Annotated in this window: 12 protein-coding genes and 1 tRNA gene; 5 read left to right on the top strand and 8 right to left on the bottom strand. The window is 66.6% G+C overall.

Annotated features, from left to right (window positions below; translation table 11 throughout):
* Nucleotides 1–34 precede the first annotated feature (34 nt).
* The 4 genes from lon to tig all read right to left on the bottom strand — a co-directional run bounded on the left by lon (nt 35) and on the right by tig (nt 5912).
* A complete protein-coding gene (lon, locus tag JC881_RS20155; RefSeq protein ID WP_198787475.1) occupies nt 35–2476 on the bottom strand; it encodes an endopeptidase La in 2442 nt (813 codons plus the stop codon).
* A gap of 23 nt (nt 2477–2499) precedes the next feature.
* The gene (gene clpX, locus JC881_RS20150) at nt 2500–3765 is read right to left on the bottom strand and encodes an ATP-dependent Clp protease ATP-binding subunit ClpX (protein WP_013541833.1); all 1266 of its coding nucleotides are present in this window, start codon (nt 3763–3765) and stop codon (nt 2500–2502) included.
* A 108-nt stretch (nt 3766–3873) separates the two neighbouring features.
* A complete protein-coding gene (gene clpP / locus JC881_RS20145) occupies nt 3874–4482 on the bottom strand; it encodes an ATP-dependent Clp endopeptidase proteolytic subunit ClpP (RefSeq protein ID WP_176657927.1) in 609 nt (202 codons plus the stop codon).
* A gap of 113 nt (nt 4483–4595) precedes the next feature.
* Nucleotides 4596–5912 carry a trigger factor gene (tig, locus tag JC881_RS20140; protein ID WP_198787474.1) on the bottom strand — a complete coding sequence of 439 codons (1317 nt, stop codon included), beginning with the start codon at nt 5910–5912 and terminating at the stop codon, nt 4596–4598.
* A gap of 267 nt (nt 5913–6179) precedes the next feature.
* On the opposite strand from tig, the gene JC881_RS20135 reads away from it, so the two are divergent.
* The gene (locus JC881_RS20135) at nt 6180–7235 is read left to right on the top strand and encodes a tetratricopeptide repeat protein (RefSeq protein ID WP_198787473.1); all 1056 of its coding nucleotides are present in this window, start codon (nt 6180–6182) and stop codon (nt 7233–7235) included.
* 72 nt (nt 7236–7307) lie between these two features.
* Here JC881_RS20135 and JC881_RS20130 read toward each other — a convergent pair.
* From JC881_RS20130 to JC881_RS20115, 4 genes are all read right to left on the bottom strand, one after another.
* A tRNA-Leu gene (locus JC881_RS20130) sits at nt 7308–7394 on the bottom strand.
* Nucleotides 7395–7497: 103 nt separating this feature from the next.
* Nucleotides 7498–10707 (bottom strand): efflux RND transporter permease subunit, encoded by a 3210-nt coding sequence (locus JC881_RS20125; protein WP_198787472.1) that lies wholly within the window; start codon nt 10705–10707, stop codon nt 7498–7500.
* Nucleotides 10704–11906, bottom strand: coding sequence for an efflux RND transporter periplasmic adaptor subunit (locus JC881_RS20120; RefSeq protein ID WP_198787471.1), 1203 nt, complete (start codon nt 11904–11906; stop codon nt 10704–10706). Before JC881_RS20120 ends, JC881_RS20125 begins: the two co-directional genes overlap by 4 nt.
* 108 nt (nt 11907–12014) lie before the next feature.
* Complete coding sequence (locus tag JC881_RS20115; protein ID WP_198787583.1) at nt 12015–13859, bottom strand: potassium transporter Kup; 1845 nt, start codon at nt 13857–13859, stop codon at nt 12015–12017.
* A 148-nt stretch (nt 13860–14007) separates the two neighbouring features.
* Between JC881_RS20115 and hpnC the strand changes: the two genes are divergently transcribed.
* The 4 genes from hpnC to JC881_RS20095 are packed head-to-tail and all read left to right on the top strand — an operon-like array spanning nt 14008 to nt 17313.
* Nucleotides 14008–14922, top strand: a complete 915-nt coding sequence (gene hpnC / locus JC881_RS20110) for a squalene synthase HpnC (protein ID WP_198787470.1) — start codon at nt 14008–14010, stop codon at nt 14920–14922.
* On the top strand, nt 14919–15758 hold the full coding sequence (hpnD, locus tag JC881_RS20105) for a presqualene diphosphate synthase HpnD (protein WP_198787469.1): 840 nt from the start codon (nt 14919–14921) through the stop codon (nt 15756–15758). Before hpnC ends, hpnD begins: the two co-directional genes overlap by 4 nt.
* Nucleotides 15755–17014 (top strand): hydroxysqualene dehydroxylase HpnE, encoded by a 1260-nt coding sequence (gene hpnE / locus JC881_RS20100; protein WP_233101921.1) that lies wholly within the window; start codon nt 15755–15757, stop codon nt 17012–17014. Before hpnD ends, hpnE begins: the two co-directional genes overlap by 4 nt.
* Nucleotides 17011–17313, top strand: a complete 303-nt coding sequence (locus JC881_RS20095; RefSeq protein ID WP_198787467.1) for a hypothetical protein — start codon at nt 17011–17013, stop codon at nt 17311–17313. Before hpnE ends, JC881_RS20095 begins: the two co-directional genes overlap by 4 nt.
* Nucleotide 17314 lies beyond the last annotated feature (1 nt).

The raw sequence follows: 17314 nt of genomic DNA, 5'->3' as shown, positions 1-17314 counted from the left end.
TACCAGTTTTTCGAGGCCCGGCAAATTCACACCCTCAATGTTTGACCGAGCCTTCGGTCGCGGCGCCACCGGCGCGCTGCTTGGCGAGCTCGGCCACGGCAGCCGCGGAGGCCGCGACCTCTTCGTCCGACAGCGGCTCGGGCATCTTCTCCAGCGCGATCTCCAGCACCTTGTCGATCCACTTCACGGGCACGATCTCCAGGCCGTTCTTCACGTTCTCGGGGATGTCCTGCAGGTCCTTGGCGTTCTCTTCGGGGATCAGCACGGTCTTGATGCCGCCGCGCAAGGCGGCCAGCAGCTTTTCCTTCAGCCCACCGATGGCCGTGACCTCGCCGCGCAGCGTGATCTCGCCCGTCATCGCCACGTCGCCGCGCACCGGGATGCCGGTGAGCGCCGACACGAAGGCGGTCGTCATCGCGGCGCCCGCGCTCGGGCCATCCTTGGGCGTGGCGCCGTCGGGCACGTGGATGTGGATATCGCGCTTCTCGAACATCTCGTCCTTGATGCCCAGGCGCCGCGAGCGGCTGCGCACCACGGTGCGTGCAGCCTCGACCGATTCCTTCATCACGTCGCCCAGCGACCCGGTGCGGCTGATCACGCCCTTGCCGGGCATCGTGACCGCCTCGATCGTCAGCAGGTCGCCGCCGACTTCGGTCCACGCGAGGCCGACCACCTGGCCGACCTGGTTCTGCTTCTCGGCGAGCCCGAAGCTGTACTTGCGCACGCCCAGGAACTCGTTGAGGTTCGCGCCGTCGACGGTGACCTTGGGCGTCATCTGCTTGAGCAGCAGGCCCTTGACCACCTTGCGGCAGATCTTGGAGAGCTCGCGCTCGAGCGAACGCACGCCGGCTTCACGCGTGTAGTAGCGAACGATGTCGCGCACGGCCTCTTCGGTGACCAGGAGTTCTTCTTCCTTGACGCCGTTGTTCTTCAGCTGCTTGGGCAGGAGGTACTTGATCGCGATGTGCGTCTTCTCGTCCTCGGTGTAGCCCGAGAGGCGGATGACTTCCATGCGGTCCAGCAGCGCCGGCGGAATGTTCATCGAGTTCGAGGTGGCGACGAACATCACGTCGCTCAGGTCGAAGTCGACTTCCACGTAGTGGTCGCCGAAGGTGTGGTTCTGCTCGGGGTCGAGCACCTCGAGCAGCGCGCTCGACGGATCGCCGCGGAAGTCGGTGCCCAGCTTGTCGATTTCGTCCAGCAGGAACAGCGGGTTGCGCGTGCCGATCTTGCTCAGGCCCTGCAGCACCTTGCCCGGCAGCGCGCCGATGTAGGTGCGGCGGTGGCCACGGATCTCGGCTTCGTCGCGCATGCCGCCCAGCGCCATGCGCGTGTACTTGCGGCCGGTCGCCTTGGCGATCGACTGCCCCAGCGAGGTCTTGCCGACGCCCGGTGGGCCCACGAGGCACAGGATGGGCGCCTTGACCTTGTCCACGCGTTGCTGGACCGCGAGATATTCCAGGATGCGGTCCTTGACCTTCTCCAGCCCGTAGTGGTCGGCGTTGAGCACGGCCTCGGCATTCGCCAGGTCGTGCTTGATCTTGGTCTTCTTGCTCCACGGCAGGGCGATGAGCACGTCGATGTAGTTGCGCACCACGGTGGCCTCGGCCGACATGGGCGACATCAGCTTGAGCTTCTTGAGTTCGCCTTCGGCCTTCTTCAAGCCTTCCTTGGACATCTTGGCGAGCTTGATCTTCTTCTCGATCTCCTCGATGTCCGCGCCCTCTTCGCCTTCGCCGAGCTCCTTCTGGATGGCCTTGACCTGCTCGTTCAGATAGAAGTCGCGCTGGTTCTTCTCCATCTGGCGCTTCACGCGGCCGCGGATCTTCTTGTCGACGTTGAGGATGTCGACCTCGCGCTCGAGCTGGCCGAACAGGTTTTCCAGACGCGCCTTGACGTCGTCCAGGTCAAGCACGGCTTGCTTGTTGTCCAGCTTCAGGGGCAGGTGGGCGGCGATGGTGTCGGCCAGGCGGCCGGCATCGTCGATGCTCGAGATCGAGGTCAGGATCTCGGGCGGGATCTTCTTGTTGAGCTTGACGTACTGGTCGAACTGCTGCATCACGGCGCGGCGCAGGGCCTCGACCTCGGTGCCCTTCTCGCCGCCTTCGGTCGCCTCGACGGGCGTCACGTTGGCCGTGAAGTGCGTCTCGCCGTCATCGATGCGGTTCACGCGTGCGCGCTGCTGGCCTTCGACCAGCACCTTCACCGTGCCGTCGGGCAGCTTGAGCATCTGCAGGATGGTCGAGACGCAGCCGACTTCGAACATGTCCTCGACCGAGGGCTCGTCCTTGGCGGCGGCTTTCTGGGCCACCAGCATGATGCGGCGCTCGGCCTCCATGGCCAGTTCGAGCGCCTTGATGCTCTTGGGGCGTCCCACGAAGAGCGGGATCACCATGTGGGGAAACACCACGACGTCGCGCAGCGGCAGCAGCGGCAGGTCGAGGGCTTCGGGAGGCAGGGGGGTATGGCCAGACATGCAGATCCTTCGCGTCTTTGGCTTTACGCCTTTTTCGCCGCTTCGCGGTACACGAGCAGCGGGGGCTTGTTTTCGTCGATGGTCGATTCCTCGACCACCACCTTGTCGACATTGGTCGCATTCGGCAATTCGAACATGGTGTCGATCAGCGACTGTTCAAGGATCGAACGCAGGCCCCGTGCACCGGTCTTGCGGGCCAGCGCCTTGCGCGCGATGGCCTTGAGCGCCGCCGGACGGATTTCCAGGTCCACGCCCTCCATCTGCAGGAGCTTGGTGAACTGCTTGACCACCGCGTTCTTCGGCTCGGTCAGGATCTGGACCAGCGCGTCCTCGCTGAGTTCCGCGAGCGATGCGACCACGGGCATGCGGCCCACGAGTTCGGGGATGAGGCCGAACTTGATCAGGTCTTCGGGTTCGACTTCGCGGAACACCTCGGTGATGCTGCGCTGCGCCTTGCTCTTGACCGTCGCGCCGAAGCCGATACCCGAGGCCTCGGTGCGGTTTTCGATGACCTTCTCCAGGCCCGCGAACGCGCCGCCGCAGATGAACAGGATGTTGGTCGTGTCGATCTGCAGGAAGTCCTGGTTCGGGTGCTTGCGCCCGCCCTGGGGCGGCACGCTGGCCATGGTGCCTTCGATGAGCTTGAGCAGCGCCTGCTGCACGCCCTCGCCCGACACGTCGCGCGTGATGGAGGGGTTGTCCGACTTGCGCGAGATCTTGTCGATTTCGTCGATGTAGACGATGCCACGCTGGGCGCGCTCGACTTCGTAGTTGCAGCTCTGCAGCAGCTTCTGGATGATGTTCTCGACGTCCTCGCCCACGTAGCCGGCTTCGGTCAGCGTGGTGGCGTCGGCCATCACGAAGGGCACGTCGAGCATGCGCGCGAGCGTTTGCGCCAGGAGCGTCTTGCCCGAGCCCGTGGGGCCGATCAAGAGGATGTTGCTCTTGCTGAGTTCGACGTCGTCGCCCTTGGCCTTTTCCTTGTGGCGAAGGCGCTTGTAGTGGTTGTAGACCGCCACCGACAGCATGCGTTTGGCCGGCTCCTGGCCGATCACGTAGTTGTCCAGGTTGGTCTTGATCTCCAGCGGCGTGGGCAGGTCGCTGCGCGCTTCACGTGCTTCTTCACCGGCCGGCAGTTCGTCGCGGATGATCTCGTTGCACAGGTCGATGCACTCGTCGCAGATGAAGACCGAAGGGCCCGCGATCAGCTTCTTGACCTCATGCTGGCTCTTGCCGCAGAACGAGCAATAAAGCGTTTTTTCGCTGGAAGAGCCTTTTTTTTCGGCCATGGACAGGTGCCTCGTGACAGGGTATGGACAATGATAACTAAACAAAAACGGCGTTTCCCGTGTGGAAAACGCCGTTTTTCGCCTTTTGCGCCACAGGCGCCGGCAGCTTCAACCGCGCTTGGCAACGACCTGGTCGACCAGACCGTAGTCCTTGGCCTCGTCGGCCGTGAGGAAATAGTCGCGCTCGGTATCGGTCTTGACCTTTTCCAGCGGCTGGCCGGTGCGCTCGGCCAGGATGCGGTTCATCTGGTCCTTGGTGCGCAGGATGTCGCGCGCATGGATCTCGATGTCGGTCGCCTGGCCGCGTGCGCCGCCCAGCACCTGGTGGATCATGATCTTCGAGTTGGGCAGCGAGAAGCGCTTGCCCTTCTCGCCGGCCGCCAGCAGGAACGCGCCCATGCTGGCCGCAAAACCCAGGCACATGGTCGACACGTCGGGCTTGATGAACTGCATGGTGTCGTAGATCGCCATGCCGGCGCTCACGCTGCCGCCCGGGGAGTTGATGTAGAAGGAAATGTCCTTCTCCGGGTTCTCGCTCTCCAGGAACAGCAGCTGGGCCACCACGAGGTTGGCGGTCTGGTCGTTGACTTCGCCCACCAGGAACACGATGCGCTCCTTCAGGAGGCGCGAATAGATGTCATAGGACCGCTCGCCGCGGCCCGATTGCTCGACGACCATCGGGACCATGCCGAGGCCTTGAATTTCGTTTGCGATCATGAATTAGCTCTCCGGAAGATGAATCGTTCGCTGTGTATGAACTGTACGCCTGAGTGAAATGGGGCTCGTGCCGCAAAGCACAAGCCCCATTGGCGTTGCGGGCAGCCAGGAGATCAACCTTGCTGCTGCGCCATCAGTTCGTCGAACGACACCGACTTCTCGTTGACCTTGGCCTTGGCGAGCACGAAATCGGTCACGTTGTTCTCGATGACGACGGCTTCGACTTCGGCCAGGCGGTTGTTGTCGCTGAAGTACCAGCGCACCACGTCGGCTGGCTTTTCGTAGCTGGCGGCCAGCTCGTCGATGTGGGCCTTGATCTGCTCGGGCTTGGCCTGCAGCTCGTTGGCACGCACCAGCTCGGCCACCACGAGACCCAGGCGCACGCGGCGCTCGGCTTGCGGGCGGAACACTTCGTCGGGGATCGGGGCCTTGTCGGCGTCCTTGATGCCGCGCTGCTTGAGCTCGGCGCGGGCGCCTTCGATCATGCGGCTGACTTCGGACTGCACGCTGGCGTTGGGCAGGTCGAGTTCGGCGTTGGCCACCAGCGCGTCCATCACGGCGTTCTTGTTGCGGGCCAGCAAGCGGAACTTCACTTCACGCTCGAGGTTGCGCTTGATGTCGGCGCGCAGGCCCTCGACGGTGGCTTCGGCGATGCCGAGCGACTTGGCCAGCTGCTCGTTGACTTCGGGCAGGTGCGAGGCTTCGATCTTCTTGACGGTGACCATGAAGTCGGCTTGCTTGCCGGCCACGTCCTTGCCGTGGTAATCGGCCGGGAACGACAGCGGGAAGGTGCGGCTGTCGCCGGACTTCATGCCGCGCACGGCGTCTTCGAATTCCTTGAGCATCTGGCCTTCGCCGACCACGAACTGGAAGTCTTCGGCTTTGCCGCCCTGGAAGGGCTCGCCGTCGATCTTGCCTTCGAAGTCGACCGTGACGCGGTCGTCGTCTTGCGCGACGGCGTCTTGCGCGCGCTGGGCGAAGGTGCGGCGTTGCTTGCGCAGGATGTCCAGCGTCTTGTCGATCGCGTCGTCGCCCACTTCGGCCGAGAGCTTTTCGACTTCAGCGCCCGAGAGGTCGTTGATCTTGACTTCGGGGAACACTTCGAACACCGCGTCGAAGGCCAGCTCGCCCTCGGGCGACTCTTCCTTCTCGGTGATGCGGGGCTGGCCGGCCACGCGCAGCTTGGCTTCGTTGGCCGCTTGCGAGAAGGCTTCGCCGACCTTGTCGTTCATGACTTCGTAGTGCACCGAGTAGCCATAGCGCTGGGCCACGACATTCATCGGCACCTTGCCGGGACGGAAGCCGTCCATCTTGACGGTGCGCGCGAGCTTCTTGAGGCGCGAATCGACTTCGTTCTGGATGGTGCCGACCGGCAGGGTCAGCGTGATCTTGCGTTCGAGCTTCTCGAGAGTTTCAACGGTCACGGTCATGATGTCTTCCTTGTGAGGGGGCTGTTGCGCGGGGCCTGCATCTTTTTATCAATACAGATCAAGGACTTACACGCGCTAGCGGGATTTATGCGGCGGCACACGCGTGCAGCTCGCAAAACTGGGCAACCCGCGATTCTAATCGGCTGGAACACCCGCTTCGGACCGGCCGCAAGGCCGTGCGCGGAGATTGCGCGATGCGTGCCGAAATCGCCCGCCGCATTCCCCTTTACAGTGGCGGGCGATTCGCCACTGCCCCAAGGGATCTCCATGCTCCAGCGCCTCTTCGCCGCCCTCACCTTCGCACTTGCCGCCCTCGCGTTTGCGATGCCCTCGCCGACGCTGGCCAAGACCGGCGCGCAGGCGAAGGAGCCGACCATCCAGCAGATCTACGACGCGGCGGACAAGGGCCGCATGGACGCCGCGAACGCGATGATCGCCAAGGTGCTGAAGAGCCATCCCGAGAGCGCGAAAGCCCATTTCGTCCACGCGCAGTTGCTCGCGATGCAGGACGAACTCGATGACGCGATAGACGCGCTGGCCCGGGCCAAGGAACTGTCGCCGGGCCTCAAGTTCGCGAAGGCCGAATCGGTCACCAAGCTCGAGCGCAAGCTGGAGAAGCCGGCGGAGATCGCGCCCCCCGAACCGCTGCCCGCGCCGAGCCCGGTCGCAGCGCCGGCTCCCGTGGTCAAGGACTCCTTTCCGCCCACCGGCTCGATCCCGTGGGGCCCGATCGGCATCGTGGCGCTGATCGTCGTCGCCTACGTGTTCTTCCAGCGGCGTTCGCGTGCAGTCACCTTCCCGGTGCCAGGCGCCGTCGCAGAAGCGCCGCGGTTCTCGCGGCCCACGAGCGACTCATCGATGGGCTATGGCGACCGCGAATTCCCGCCGTCGCCTCCGCCCAGCCACGGCTCGAACATCGGCGGTGCGCTGGCCGCCGGCGCCGTGGCCGGCGTCGGCGCGGTGATCGTGGGCGAAGTGCTGCGCGAGGCCATGAACGGTCGGCGAGAGCCGCGCGCAGGCAGCACGGTGAACATCTTCAACAACAGCCGCAGCAACAACGCGCACATCGGCAGCAGCCTGTGGCCTTCATCGGATTCGATATCGGACTCGGACTCCGAGCCCGAGCGCCGGCCCGACCGCAGCTTCGTGGACAACGATTTCGGCATCAAGGACACGAGCTCGTGGGATGACTCGAGCAGCAGCAGCAGCAGCAGCGATAGCGGTGGGAGCAGCGACAGCAGTAGCAGCGACAGCAGTAGCAGCGATAGCAGTAGCAGCGATAGCAGCAGCAGCGACAGCAGTTCCAGCAGCAGCGACTGGTGAAAACAAAAAAGCCCCCGTCCTTGTGGAACGGGGGCTTTTCGCTGCTCGATAGAACGTCTACGTAGCAGAGGCTGGTGCGCGGGGCCGGACTCGAACCGGCACGTTCTTGCGAACGTCAGGACCTAAACCTGGTGCGTCTACCAATTTCGCCACCCGCGCGATGCCAAATCTTTCAGGTGAATGCAAAAGCGGACGGCCTCTTGGCACCTCGGGAATCCCTCGTGCCGAAGACCATCCGCTTGAAATCGGTCAGCTTTCGATTTTAAGCATGAATGAGGGCCGCTTCCGGTGCCTTCGGCGACCCCGGCTCGGCCGGCTCCCGCTTGACCCGGAATGCCGCGGCGTACATCGCCGGCAGCGCCAGCAGCGTGAGCACCGTCGCCACGATCAGCCCGCCCATGATGGCCACGGCCATCGGCCCCCAGAACACGCTGCGCGAGAGCGGAATCATCGCCAGCACCGCAGCCGCCGCCGTCAGCACGATGGGGCGCAGGCGCCGCACGGCCGACTCGACGATCGCGTCCCACGCCGGCACGCCCGCGGCGCGATCGCTCTCGATCTGGTCGATCAGGATCACCGCGTTGCGCTGGATCATGCCCATGAGCGCGATCACGCCCAGGAGCGCCACGAAGCCGAACGGCCGGTCCAGCACCAGCAGCGCGCCGGCGACGCCGGCAATGCCCATCGGCCCGGTGATGAACACCAGCAGCGAGCGGCTGAAGCTGTGCAGTTGCAGCATCAGCAGCGTGAACACCAGGAACAGCATGATCGGCACGCCCGCCACGATGGAGGCCGAGCCCTTGCTGCTTTCCTCGACCGCGCCCGCCACCTCGATGCGGTAGGCGCCCTGCCCCGCCGCAAGCCAGCCGGCTTCGAGCTGGCGCAGTTTGGGCAGCAGTTGCTCGGTCACGGTCGCGCCCTGCAGGCCCTCGACCACGTCGCCCTGCACGGTGATCGCGTAGTCGCGGTTCTCGCGCCACATCACGCCGGGCTCCCAGGTGAACACCGGCCGGGCGATCTGCGTGAGCGGGATCGAGCGGCCCGAGGTCGTCGGGATGTAGGCGTTGGCGATGTCCGAGATGGCTTCGCGCTCATCGGGCGACTGGCGCAGCACGATGTCGATCAGCAGGTCGTTCTCGCGGTACTGGCCCACGGTGGTGCCGCTGAACATCGTGCGCGAAGCCTGCGCGATGGCCTGGCTGGTCACGCCGAGCGCGCGTGCCTTGGCCTGGTCGATCTCCAGGCGGATCACCTTCACCGACTCGTTCCAGTTGTCGTTCACGCCGCGCATGTTGGCGTTCTCGCGCAGCACCGCCTTCACCTCGTCGGCGTGCGCGCGCAGCTGCGCGGGCTCGGTGCCGATCACGCGGAACTGCACCGGGTACGGCACCGGCGGCCCGTTGGGCAGCAGCTTGACGCGGCCGCGCACCTCGGGGAATTCCTCGGCCAGCAGCGCGGGCAAGCGCAGGCGCAGGCGCTCGCGCACTTTCAGGTCCTTGGCGAGCACGATGAGCTGCGACACGTTGGTCTGCGGGAACACCTGGTCCAGCGGCAGGTAGAAGCGCGGCACGCCCGAGCCGACCCAGGTGCTCACGGTCTTGACGCCCTCTTCCTTCATCACGCGCTGCTCGACGCGCCGGGCCACCTCTTCGTTGGCCGCGAACGAGGTGCCTTCGGGGAACCAGATGTCCACCATGATCTCGGGCCGGCTCGAATCGGGGAAGAACTGCTGCTGCACCTTGCCCATGCCGAAGATGCCCAGCGCGAACACCAGCACGGTCGCGCCGATGGTGAGCCACCGGTGCTGCACGCACCAGTTCACCGCATGGCGAAAGCCGTTGTAGAACGGGGTGTCGAAGAGCTCGTGCGGCGGCGCGTCGGGGTCGTGCGGCTTCACCTTGAGCAGCAGCGTGCCCAGGTACGGCACGAAGTACACCGAGACGATCCACGACAGCACCAGCGCGATCACCGTCACCGCGAAGATCGCGAAGGTGTACTCGCCCGTCACCGACTTGGCGATGCCGATCGGCAAAAAGCCCGCCGCAGTGATGAGCGTGCCCGTAAGCATCGGCTTGGCCGTCACGTCGTAGGCGAAGGTGGCGGCGCGCACCTTGTCGTAGCCCTCCTCCATCTTTCGCACCATCATCTCGACCGCGATGATCGCGTCGTCCACCAGGAGGCCCAGCGCGATGATCAGCGACCCCAGCGATATCTTGTGCAGCCCGATGCCGAAGTAGTTCATCGCCAGGAACGTCACCGCCAGCACCAGCGGAATGGTGATCGCCACCACCAGCCCCGGGCGCACGTCGATGTACCAGCCGAAGCGCCCGCCCTTGTGCAGGCCGAGCGCGATGATGCTCACGGCCAGCACGATGGCCACCGCCTCGATCAGCACGCCGACGAATTCGTTCACAGAGTTGGCCACCGACACCGGCTGGTCCTGCACCTGCGCGAGCTTCACGCCGATGGGCAGGCGCTGGTCGATCTGCGCGGTCGCCACCTTCAGCGCCTTGCCCAGCGCGATGATGTCGCCGCCCTTGGCCATGGAGACGCCCAGCGCGATCACTTCCTTGCCCTGGTGGTGCACCTTGACGGCCGGCGGATCGATGTAGCCGCGGCGAATCTCGGCGATGTCGCCCAGCTTGAGTTGGTTGCCCGAGGTGCCGCGGATCGGCATCTCGCGCAGCTGGTCGACGCTGGTGAACTGGCCCGCCACGCGCACCTGCACCACATCGAGCGGCGACTGGATCGTGCCGGCGCTCTCCACCGCGTTCTGCGAGCCGAGCTGCGCTAGCACCGCGTTGAAGTCGAGCCCCAGCTGCGCCAGGCGCTTCTGCGAGATCTCGACGTAGACCTTCTCGTCCTGCACGCCGAACTGGTCGACCTTGGCCACGTCCTTCACGCGCAGCAATTGCTGGCGGGTTTCGTCGGCCAGCGTCTTGAGCTCGGCGTAGCTGAAGCCTTCGCTCTCCAGTGCGTAGATCACGCCATAGACATCGCCGAAATCGTCATTGAAGAACGGCCCCTGCACGCCGGGGGGCAGCGTGTTGCGCATGTCGCCGATCTTCTTGCGCACCGTGTACCAGACGTTGGCCACCTCCGCGGCCTTGGACGAGTCCTTGATCTGGAAAATGATCTGCGACTCGCCCGGCTTCGAATAGCTGCGGATCTTGTCGGCATAGGGCGCCTCCTGCAGCGTGCGCTCGAGCTTGTCGGTGACCTGCTCGGCCACCTGCTGCGCGGTGGCGCCGGGCCAGTAGGTGCGAACGACCATCGCGCGGAAGGTGAACGGCGGGTCTTCGTCCTGCCCCAGCTGGAAGTACGCGAAGGCGCCCAGCACCATCAGCACCACCATCAGGTAGCGGGTGAGCGGCGCGTGGTCCAGCGCCCATTTGGAAAGGTTGAAGCCGGCGGACTTGGCGGCGGGCTTGTCGAGGGGCTTGTCGGTGGGGTTCGCTGCGCCTTCCGTCATTTGGCGGCACCTGCAGCGATCTCCTTCTTGGTTGCGGCGACGGGCTCGACGGCCTGCACGACGTCCTTCGCGTTGGCGGCGGCCGCGGCCGCCTCCTTGGACTGGTAGATGGTGACCTTCTGGCCCGGCGAGAGCACGTGCACGCCCGCGGCCACGACCATCATTCCGGGCGCGAGCCCGCCGCCGATCACGGCTTCGTTGCCGTCGGCGGTGGCCACCTGCACGGCTTGCGAGCGCACCGTCATCGTCGATTTGTCGAGCACCCAGACCGCCGTGCCCTTGCCTTCCTGGCGCAGGGCGCTGGTCGGCAGCTTCATCACGGCGGTGCTGGCGTGGGCCAGGGCCTGCGGACGTGCGTAGACGGTGGCGCCCAGCGGCGGCGAGGTGGCCGCGTCGATGGCGACCTTGACCGAATAGGTGCGTGTGACCGCGTCGGCGCTGGCCGCCACTTCGCGCACCTCGCCCTGCAATTCATTGCCGCCGGACCAGCCGCGCACCGTGACCGGCGAGCCGGGCTTGATCGCCTGCGCGCGGTCTTCGGGCACCGCGAACACCACGTCGCGCGCGCCGTCCTGCGCGATGCGAACGACCGGCGTGCCGGCCTGCACCACCTGACCCGGCTCCGCCTCGATCGCGGTGATGACGCCGGCCACGTCGGCGACGAGCGTCGTGTAGTTCGCCTGGTTGCCCTGCGAGGAAAGCTGGGCCTGCGCCTGTTCGAGCTGCGCCTGCGCGGCCTTCCAGGTGGTCTCGCGGCGCTCGAGCTCGGCGCCGCTGATGAAATTCTGCTCGCGCAGTTCGCGGTAGCGCTTGAGGTCGGCGGCGGCCAGGTCGCGGTTGGTGAGCGCGGCGGCCTGCTGGGCCCGGGCGGCGTCGGCGGCCAGCTTGTAGTCCTGCGGATCGAGCTGGGCCAGCACCTGGCCGGCCTGCACATGCTGGCCGAGATCCGCCTGGCGCCTGGTGATCTTGCCCGCCACGCGGAACCCGAGCCGCGATTCGACGCGGGCCCGGACCTCGGCCGAGAACTCGGGCTGGGCGTCGAAGTCGCTGGTGCCGACGGTCACCAGCTTCACCGCTCGCACTGGCTCCTCGGCGGCCGGCTTGGGCGAACAGCCGGCCAGGAACAGGGACGGAATCAGCAGCCACAAGGCGCTGCGCACCAGAGGAGGAAAAGTGGGAAAAGCGGTGGAGGCGGTCATGAGACACCCAAGAAAGGACAAACCCGGGCCTTTAATGACCCACTGGTTAGTAATCTAGGGTAAACGTTAAACACTGTCAATGACCCGCGGGTCAGTTGACAGATGTTTTCAGGTCCGCTGGCCCATCTCCACCAGGCGGTTGTCGGGCAGCTCGAAGTAGTCCGACGCCCGTCCCGCATTGCGCTGCAGCCAGCCGAACAGCACGCGCCGCACCGGGTTCAGGCCCGGCAGGTTCTCCTCGCCCACCGAGGCGCGGGAGACGAAATACGAGGTCTTCATCGAATCGATCGCCAGCGTCTTCTGGTAGGCCAGGATGCGGATGAACTCGGGCACGTCGGGCCGTTCCATGAAGCCGTGGCGCGCGGTGACCACCCAGATGCCCTCCATCAGCTGCTCGGCCTCGATGCGGATGCGCGCGTCCACGCGCGGCGTGTCGCAGGCCAGCACGCGCAGCACGATCACCTGGTCGTGCAGCACCTGGTTGTGCTTCAGGTTGTGCAGCAGCGCATGCGGCACCGCCGTGGCGTCGGGGTTCAGGAACACCGCCGTGCCGCTCACCCGGTGCGGCATGTGCTGCGCGAGCGATTCGATGAAGGGGCGCAGCGGCAGGCTCTCGGCGGCCGCCGCCTCCAGCCCCAGCCGCCGGCCCTTGGCCCAGGTGGTGAAGAGCACCATCACCACCGCGGCCACCGCCAGCGTGAGCCAGCCGCCCTCGGCCACCTTCAGGCTGTTGGCCACCACGAAGGTCAGGTCAACCACCGCGAAGCACACCACGCCCACCACCACCGCCACCTTGTTCCAGCGCCAGAGGCCCCAGGCGACGATGCCGGCGAGCAGCGTGGTCGTCACCATCGTGATCGACACCGCGATGCCGTACGCCGCCGACAGCGCGCCCGAGCTGCGAAAGCCCAGCACCAGCAGCAGCACCCCCACCATCAGCAGCCAGTTCACGGCGGGCACGTAGATCTGCCCGATCGCCGAGCCGGAGGTCTGCACCACCCGCATGCGCGGCAGGTAGCCCATGCGCATCGCGTGCGCGGTGAGCGAGAAGGCGCCCGAGATCACCGCCTGCGAGGCGATCACCGTGGCCATCGCGGCCAGTACCACCATCGGCAGCACGCCCCACGAGGGAAAGAGGCGGAAGAACGGGTTGTCGATGGCCGCCGGGTTCGCCAGCACCAGCGCGCCCTGCCCGAAGTAATTGAGCACCAGCCCCGGCAGCGCGATGAAGAGCCATGCCAGGCGAATCGGCTTCGCGCCGAAGTGCCCCATGTCCGCATAGAGCGCCTCGCCGCCGGTGAACGCCAGGAACACCGCGCCCAGCACCGCGAGCGACTGCGCCCGGTGCTCGATCAAGAAGCCGAAGGCACGCCGCGGATCGAGCGCCGCCAGCACCTGCGGCTGCTGCAGCACCTGCCACAGGCCCGCCGCGGCCAGCACGATGAACCACAGCAGCATCACCGGCCCGAAGATCTTGCCGACCACGCCCGTGCCCTTCTTCTGCACCATGAAGAGCGCGATCAGGATGACGACCGTGATCGGGATCACCGCGCGCTGCAGCACAGGCGCCTGCACCTCCAGCCCCTCGACGGCCGAGAGCACCGAGATCGCCGGCGTGATCAGGCTGTCCCCATAGAACATGGCCGCGCCCACCAAACCGAGCACACCGATCGCGTTCCACACCCAGGGCCGGGTCTTGGGCCCCGCGACCGCGCTGCGCGCGAGCGCCTGCAGCGCCAGGATGCCGCCCTCGCCGTCGTGGTCGGCGCGCAGCACGAACACCACGTACTTCAGCGTCACCACGAACATCAGGCCCCAGAAGATCAGCGACAGCAGCCCCAGCACCGAATCGGGCGAGAACGGCACGCCGTGCTCGGGGTTCATCGTTTCCTTGAAGGCGTACAGCGGCGAGGTGCCGATGTCGCCGAACACGACGCCCAGCGCCGCGATCATCAATCCCGGCCCCGCCGGATGCCCTGCCGCGCCTTGCGCTGGAATCGGGGCCTTGGAGGCCGGGGCCGGTGCGTTCATGGGCGAGCTGTTCGAAGTGGCAACGCACCGAGCATAGTGCCGGGGGCATCGTGTCGCGGACAATCGTGGCGTGTCCGCCACTCCCCACCAAGCCGTCCCGCCGACGCACTACGAAAACTTCCCGGTCGCCTCGTGGCTCTGCCCGCCGCACCTGCGCCCGCCGATTGCCGCGATCTACCACTTCGCGCGCACCGCCGACGACATCGCCGACGAAGGCGACGCCTCCCCCGGCGAGCGCCTGGCCGAATTGCGCGCCTACCGCGAAGAACTCGCCGCCGCCGCGCAGGGCCAGGCGCTCGCCGCATCGCGCTGGCCTCAGGTGTTCGGGCCGCTCGCCCACAGCATCGCGCAACACGGCCTGCCCGAGAACCTGCTTGCCGACCTGCTGAGCGCCTTCATGCAGGACATCGAGAAGACCCGCGACCACGGCACCTACGCCGACCGCGCCGAGCTGCTCGACTACTGCCGCCGCTCGGCCAACCCCATCGGGCGGCTGCTGCTGCACCTCTACGGCGTGCACGATGCACAGGCGCTCGCGCAGAGCGACGCCATCTGCAGCGCGTTGCAGCTCATCAACTTCTGGCAGGACCCGAGCGTGGACCTGCCGCGCGGGCGCTTCTACTTCCCGCTGACCGATTGCGCCCGGCGCGGGCTCACGCGCGAGCACTTCAAGGTGTTCGAACCACTCTCGGCCGCGCCGCCGCCGCAGGAGGCCATCAACCTGGTGTCGATCGTGTCCTTCTGGGCCCGCGAGCTCATGGACGAAGGCGCGCCGCTGGTGCATCGCCTACCGGGCCGCGCGGGCTGGGAACTGCGCCTGGTCGTGCAGGGGGGCCTTCGCATCCTGGACAAGATCACCGACCTGGGCTTCGACACCTTCTCGGAGCGCCCCACCATCGGCAAAGCCGATGCGCCTGTGCTGCTCTGGAAGACGCTGCGGATGCGGAGACAATGGCGCCCCATGAAAGCAGCGCCTCCCCGATGAATCCCGAGCAATACGTGCAAGACAAGGCGGCCGCCTCGGGCAGCAGTTTCTATTACGCCTTCCTGTTCCTGCCCAAGCCGCGCCGCGCCGCGATCACGGCCTTCTATGCCTTCTGCCGCGAGGTCGACGACGTGGTCGACGAGGTCAGCGACCCCGGCGTGGCCGCCACCAAGCTCGCCTGGTGGCGCACCGAAGTGGCCCAGGCCTTCGCGGGCACGCCGCGCCATCCAGTCATGCTGGCGCTGATGCCGCACGCCGCGGCCTACGGCATCGAGGCGCGCCAGTTGCTCGAGGTGATCGATGGCTGCCAGATGGACCTGGACCAGACCCGCTACCTCGACTTCCCAGGCCTTGCGCGCTACTGCCACCTGGTGGCCGGCGTGGTCGGCGAGGTCGCCGCGCGCATCTTCGGCCAGACCGATCCGCAGACCACCGCCTACGCCCACAAGCTGGGCCTCGCGCTGCAGTTCACCAACATCCTGCGCGACGTGGGCGAAGACGCCCTGCGCGGCCGCATCTACCTGCCCGTCAACGAGCTGCAGCAGTTCGACGTGAAGGCGCACGAGATCCTCAACCGCGTGCATTCGGACCGCTTCGTGGCGCTCATGAAGTTCCAGGCGCAGCGCGCGCATGCCGCGTACGACGAGGCGCTCGCCCTCCTGCCCGTGGCCGACCGCCGCACGCAGAAGCCGGGCTTGATGATGGCCAGCATCTACCGCACGCTGCTGCGCGAGATCGAACGCGACGACTTCCAGGTGTTGAACCAGCGGGTGAGCCTGACGCCGGTGCGCAAGTTCTGGCTCGCATGGAAAGTCCAGGCGCTGGGGCGGATTTGAAGACAGCCGTCATCGGCGCCGGCTGGGCCGGCCTCGCCTGTGCGGTCGAGGCCATGCGGCTCGGTCATGCGGTCACCCTGTTCGAGGCGGCGCACATGCCGGGCGGGCGCGCGCGGCGCGTCGACCACATGCACGGGCTGGCGCTGGACAACGGGCAGCACATCCTGATCGGCGCCTACACGGCCACGCTGAAGCTGATGCGCGAAGTCGGCGTCGATGTCGAGAAGGCGCTGCATCGCCTGCCGCTCTCGCTGCGCTTCGCCGATGGCGGTGGGCTCAAGCTGCCGCGGCTGCCGGCGCCGCTCGACCTGCTCGTGGGCATCTTCACGGCGCGCGGCTGGACGTGGCAGGACAAGTCTTCGTTGCTGCGCACCGCCATCGGCTGGCGGCTCTCGGGGTTCCGCTGCGCCAGCACCACCACGGTCGCCGACCTGTGCGCCGGCCTTTCGCCGCGCGTGATGCAGGAGCTGATCGAGCCGCTGTGCGTCTCGGCGCTCAACACGCCGGTCGCCCAGTCGAGCGGCGAGGTGTTCCTGCGCGTGCTGCGCGACGCGCTCTTCAGCGGCAGCGGCGGCGCGGACCTGTTGCTGCCGCGTGCGGACCTCGGCGCGCTTCTCCCGGATGCAGCGCTCGCGTGGCTCACCAAGCACGGCGCGGCGCTGCGCATCGGAACGCGCGTGCGGGCCATCGCCCCTGAGGCCGGCGAGTGGCGCGTCGATGGCGAAGCCTTCGATCAGGTCATCCTGGCCTGCGCCCCCTGGGATGCCGCGCGGCTCGTTCGTGCATCGGGCCTGCCGGCCGACCGCTGGTGCGAGACCACCGAGGCATTGCGCTTCGAAGCCATCGCCACGGTCTATGTGCGCGGCGCCTCGAAGCTGGCGGAGCCGATGCTGGCACTGCGCAGCGATCCGGCCACGGCGCCCGCACAGTTCGTGTTCGACCGTACCCAGCTCGGCGGCCCGGACGGCGTGCTCGCACTGGTCATCAGCGCCAACGAAGCATCGCGCGAAGTACTCGAACAGCAAGTGATCGCGCAAGCTGCAACGCAGTTGGGCCAGACCTCGCTGGAGATCATTCAGACCGTCGTCGAAAAGCGCGCCACCTTCGCCTGCACGCCCGCGCTCGCACGACCACCGATGCGCATCGCGCCCGGCCTGCTGGCTTGCGGCGACTACACCGAAGGCCCCTACCCCGCGACGCTCGAAGGCGCCGTACTCAGCGGACTGGCCGCCGCCAAGGCCTCGACCACCCCATGACCGAACTGCGCTACCTCGACTTCGATTACAGCGAAGACACCGAAGGCCACGGCACCTTCGATGCCATGGCCTCGACTTCGCCAGAGAAAGTGCCCGAGGTGCATGCCGAGATCGAACAGGTGATCGCCTGGGCGGAAGCCACGTTTCCGAACGCGCGCGGCGCGCTGGACGAAGGCGCGACCTGGGACTATGACCTGCAGGAAATGCGCGAGGACACGCGCTTCACCACCCTCACCTTCTCGCTCGGCGGCACCGCGGACTTCTGCGATGCGCTGCGCGAGAAATTCGCGCTCGACTGAC

The organism is Variovorax sp. IB41, assembly GCF_016405905.1.
In the GTDB taxonomy this organism is placed as follows: domain Bacteria; phylum Pseudomonadota; class Gammaproteobacteria; order Burkholderiales; family Burkholderiaceae_C; genus Variovorax.
Note: the sequence above shows the minus strand (reverse complement) of the source record. Positions and strands in the feature narration are given on the sequence as shown.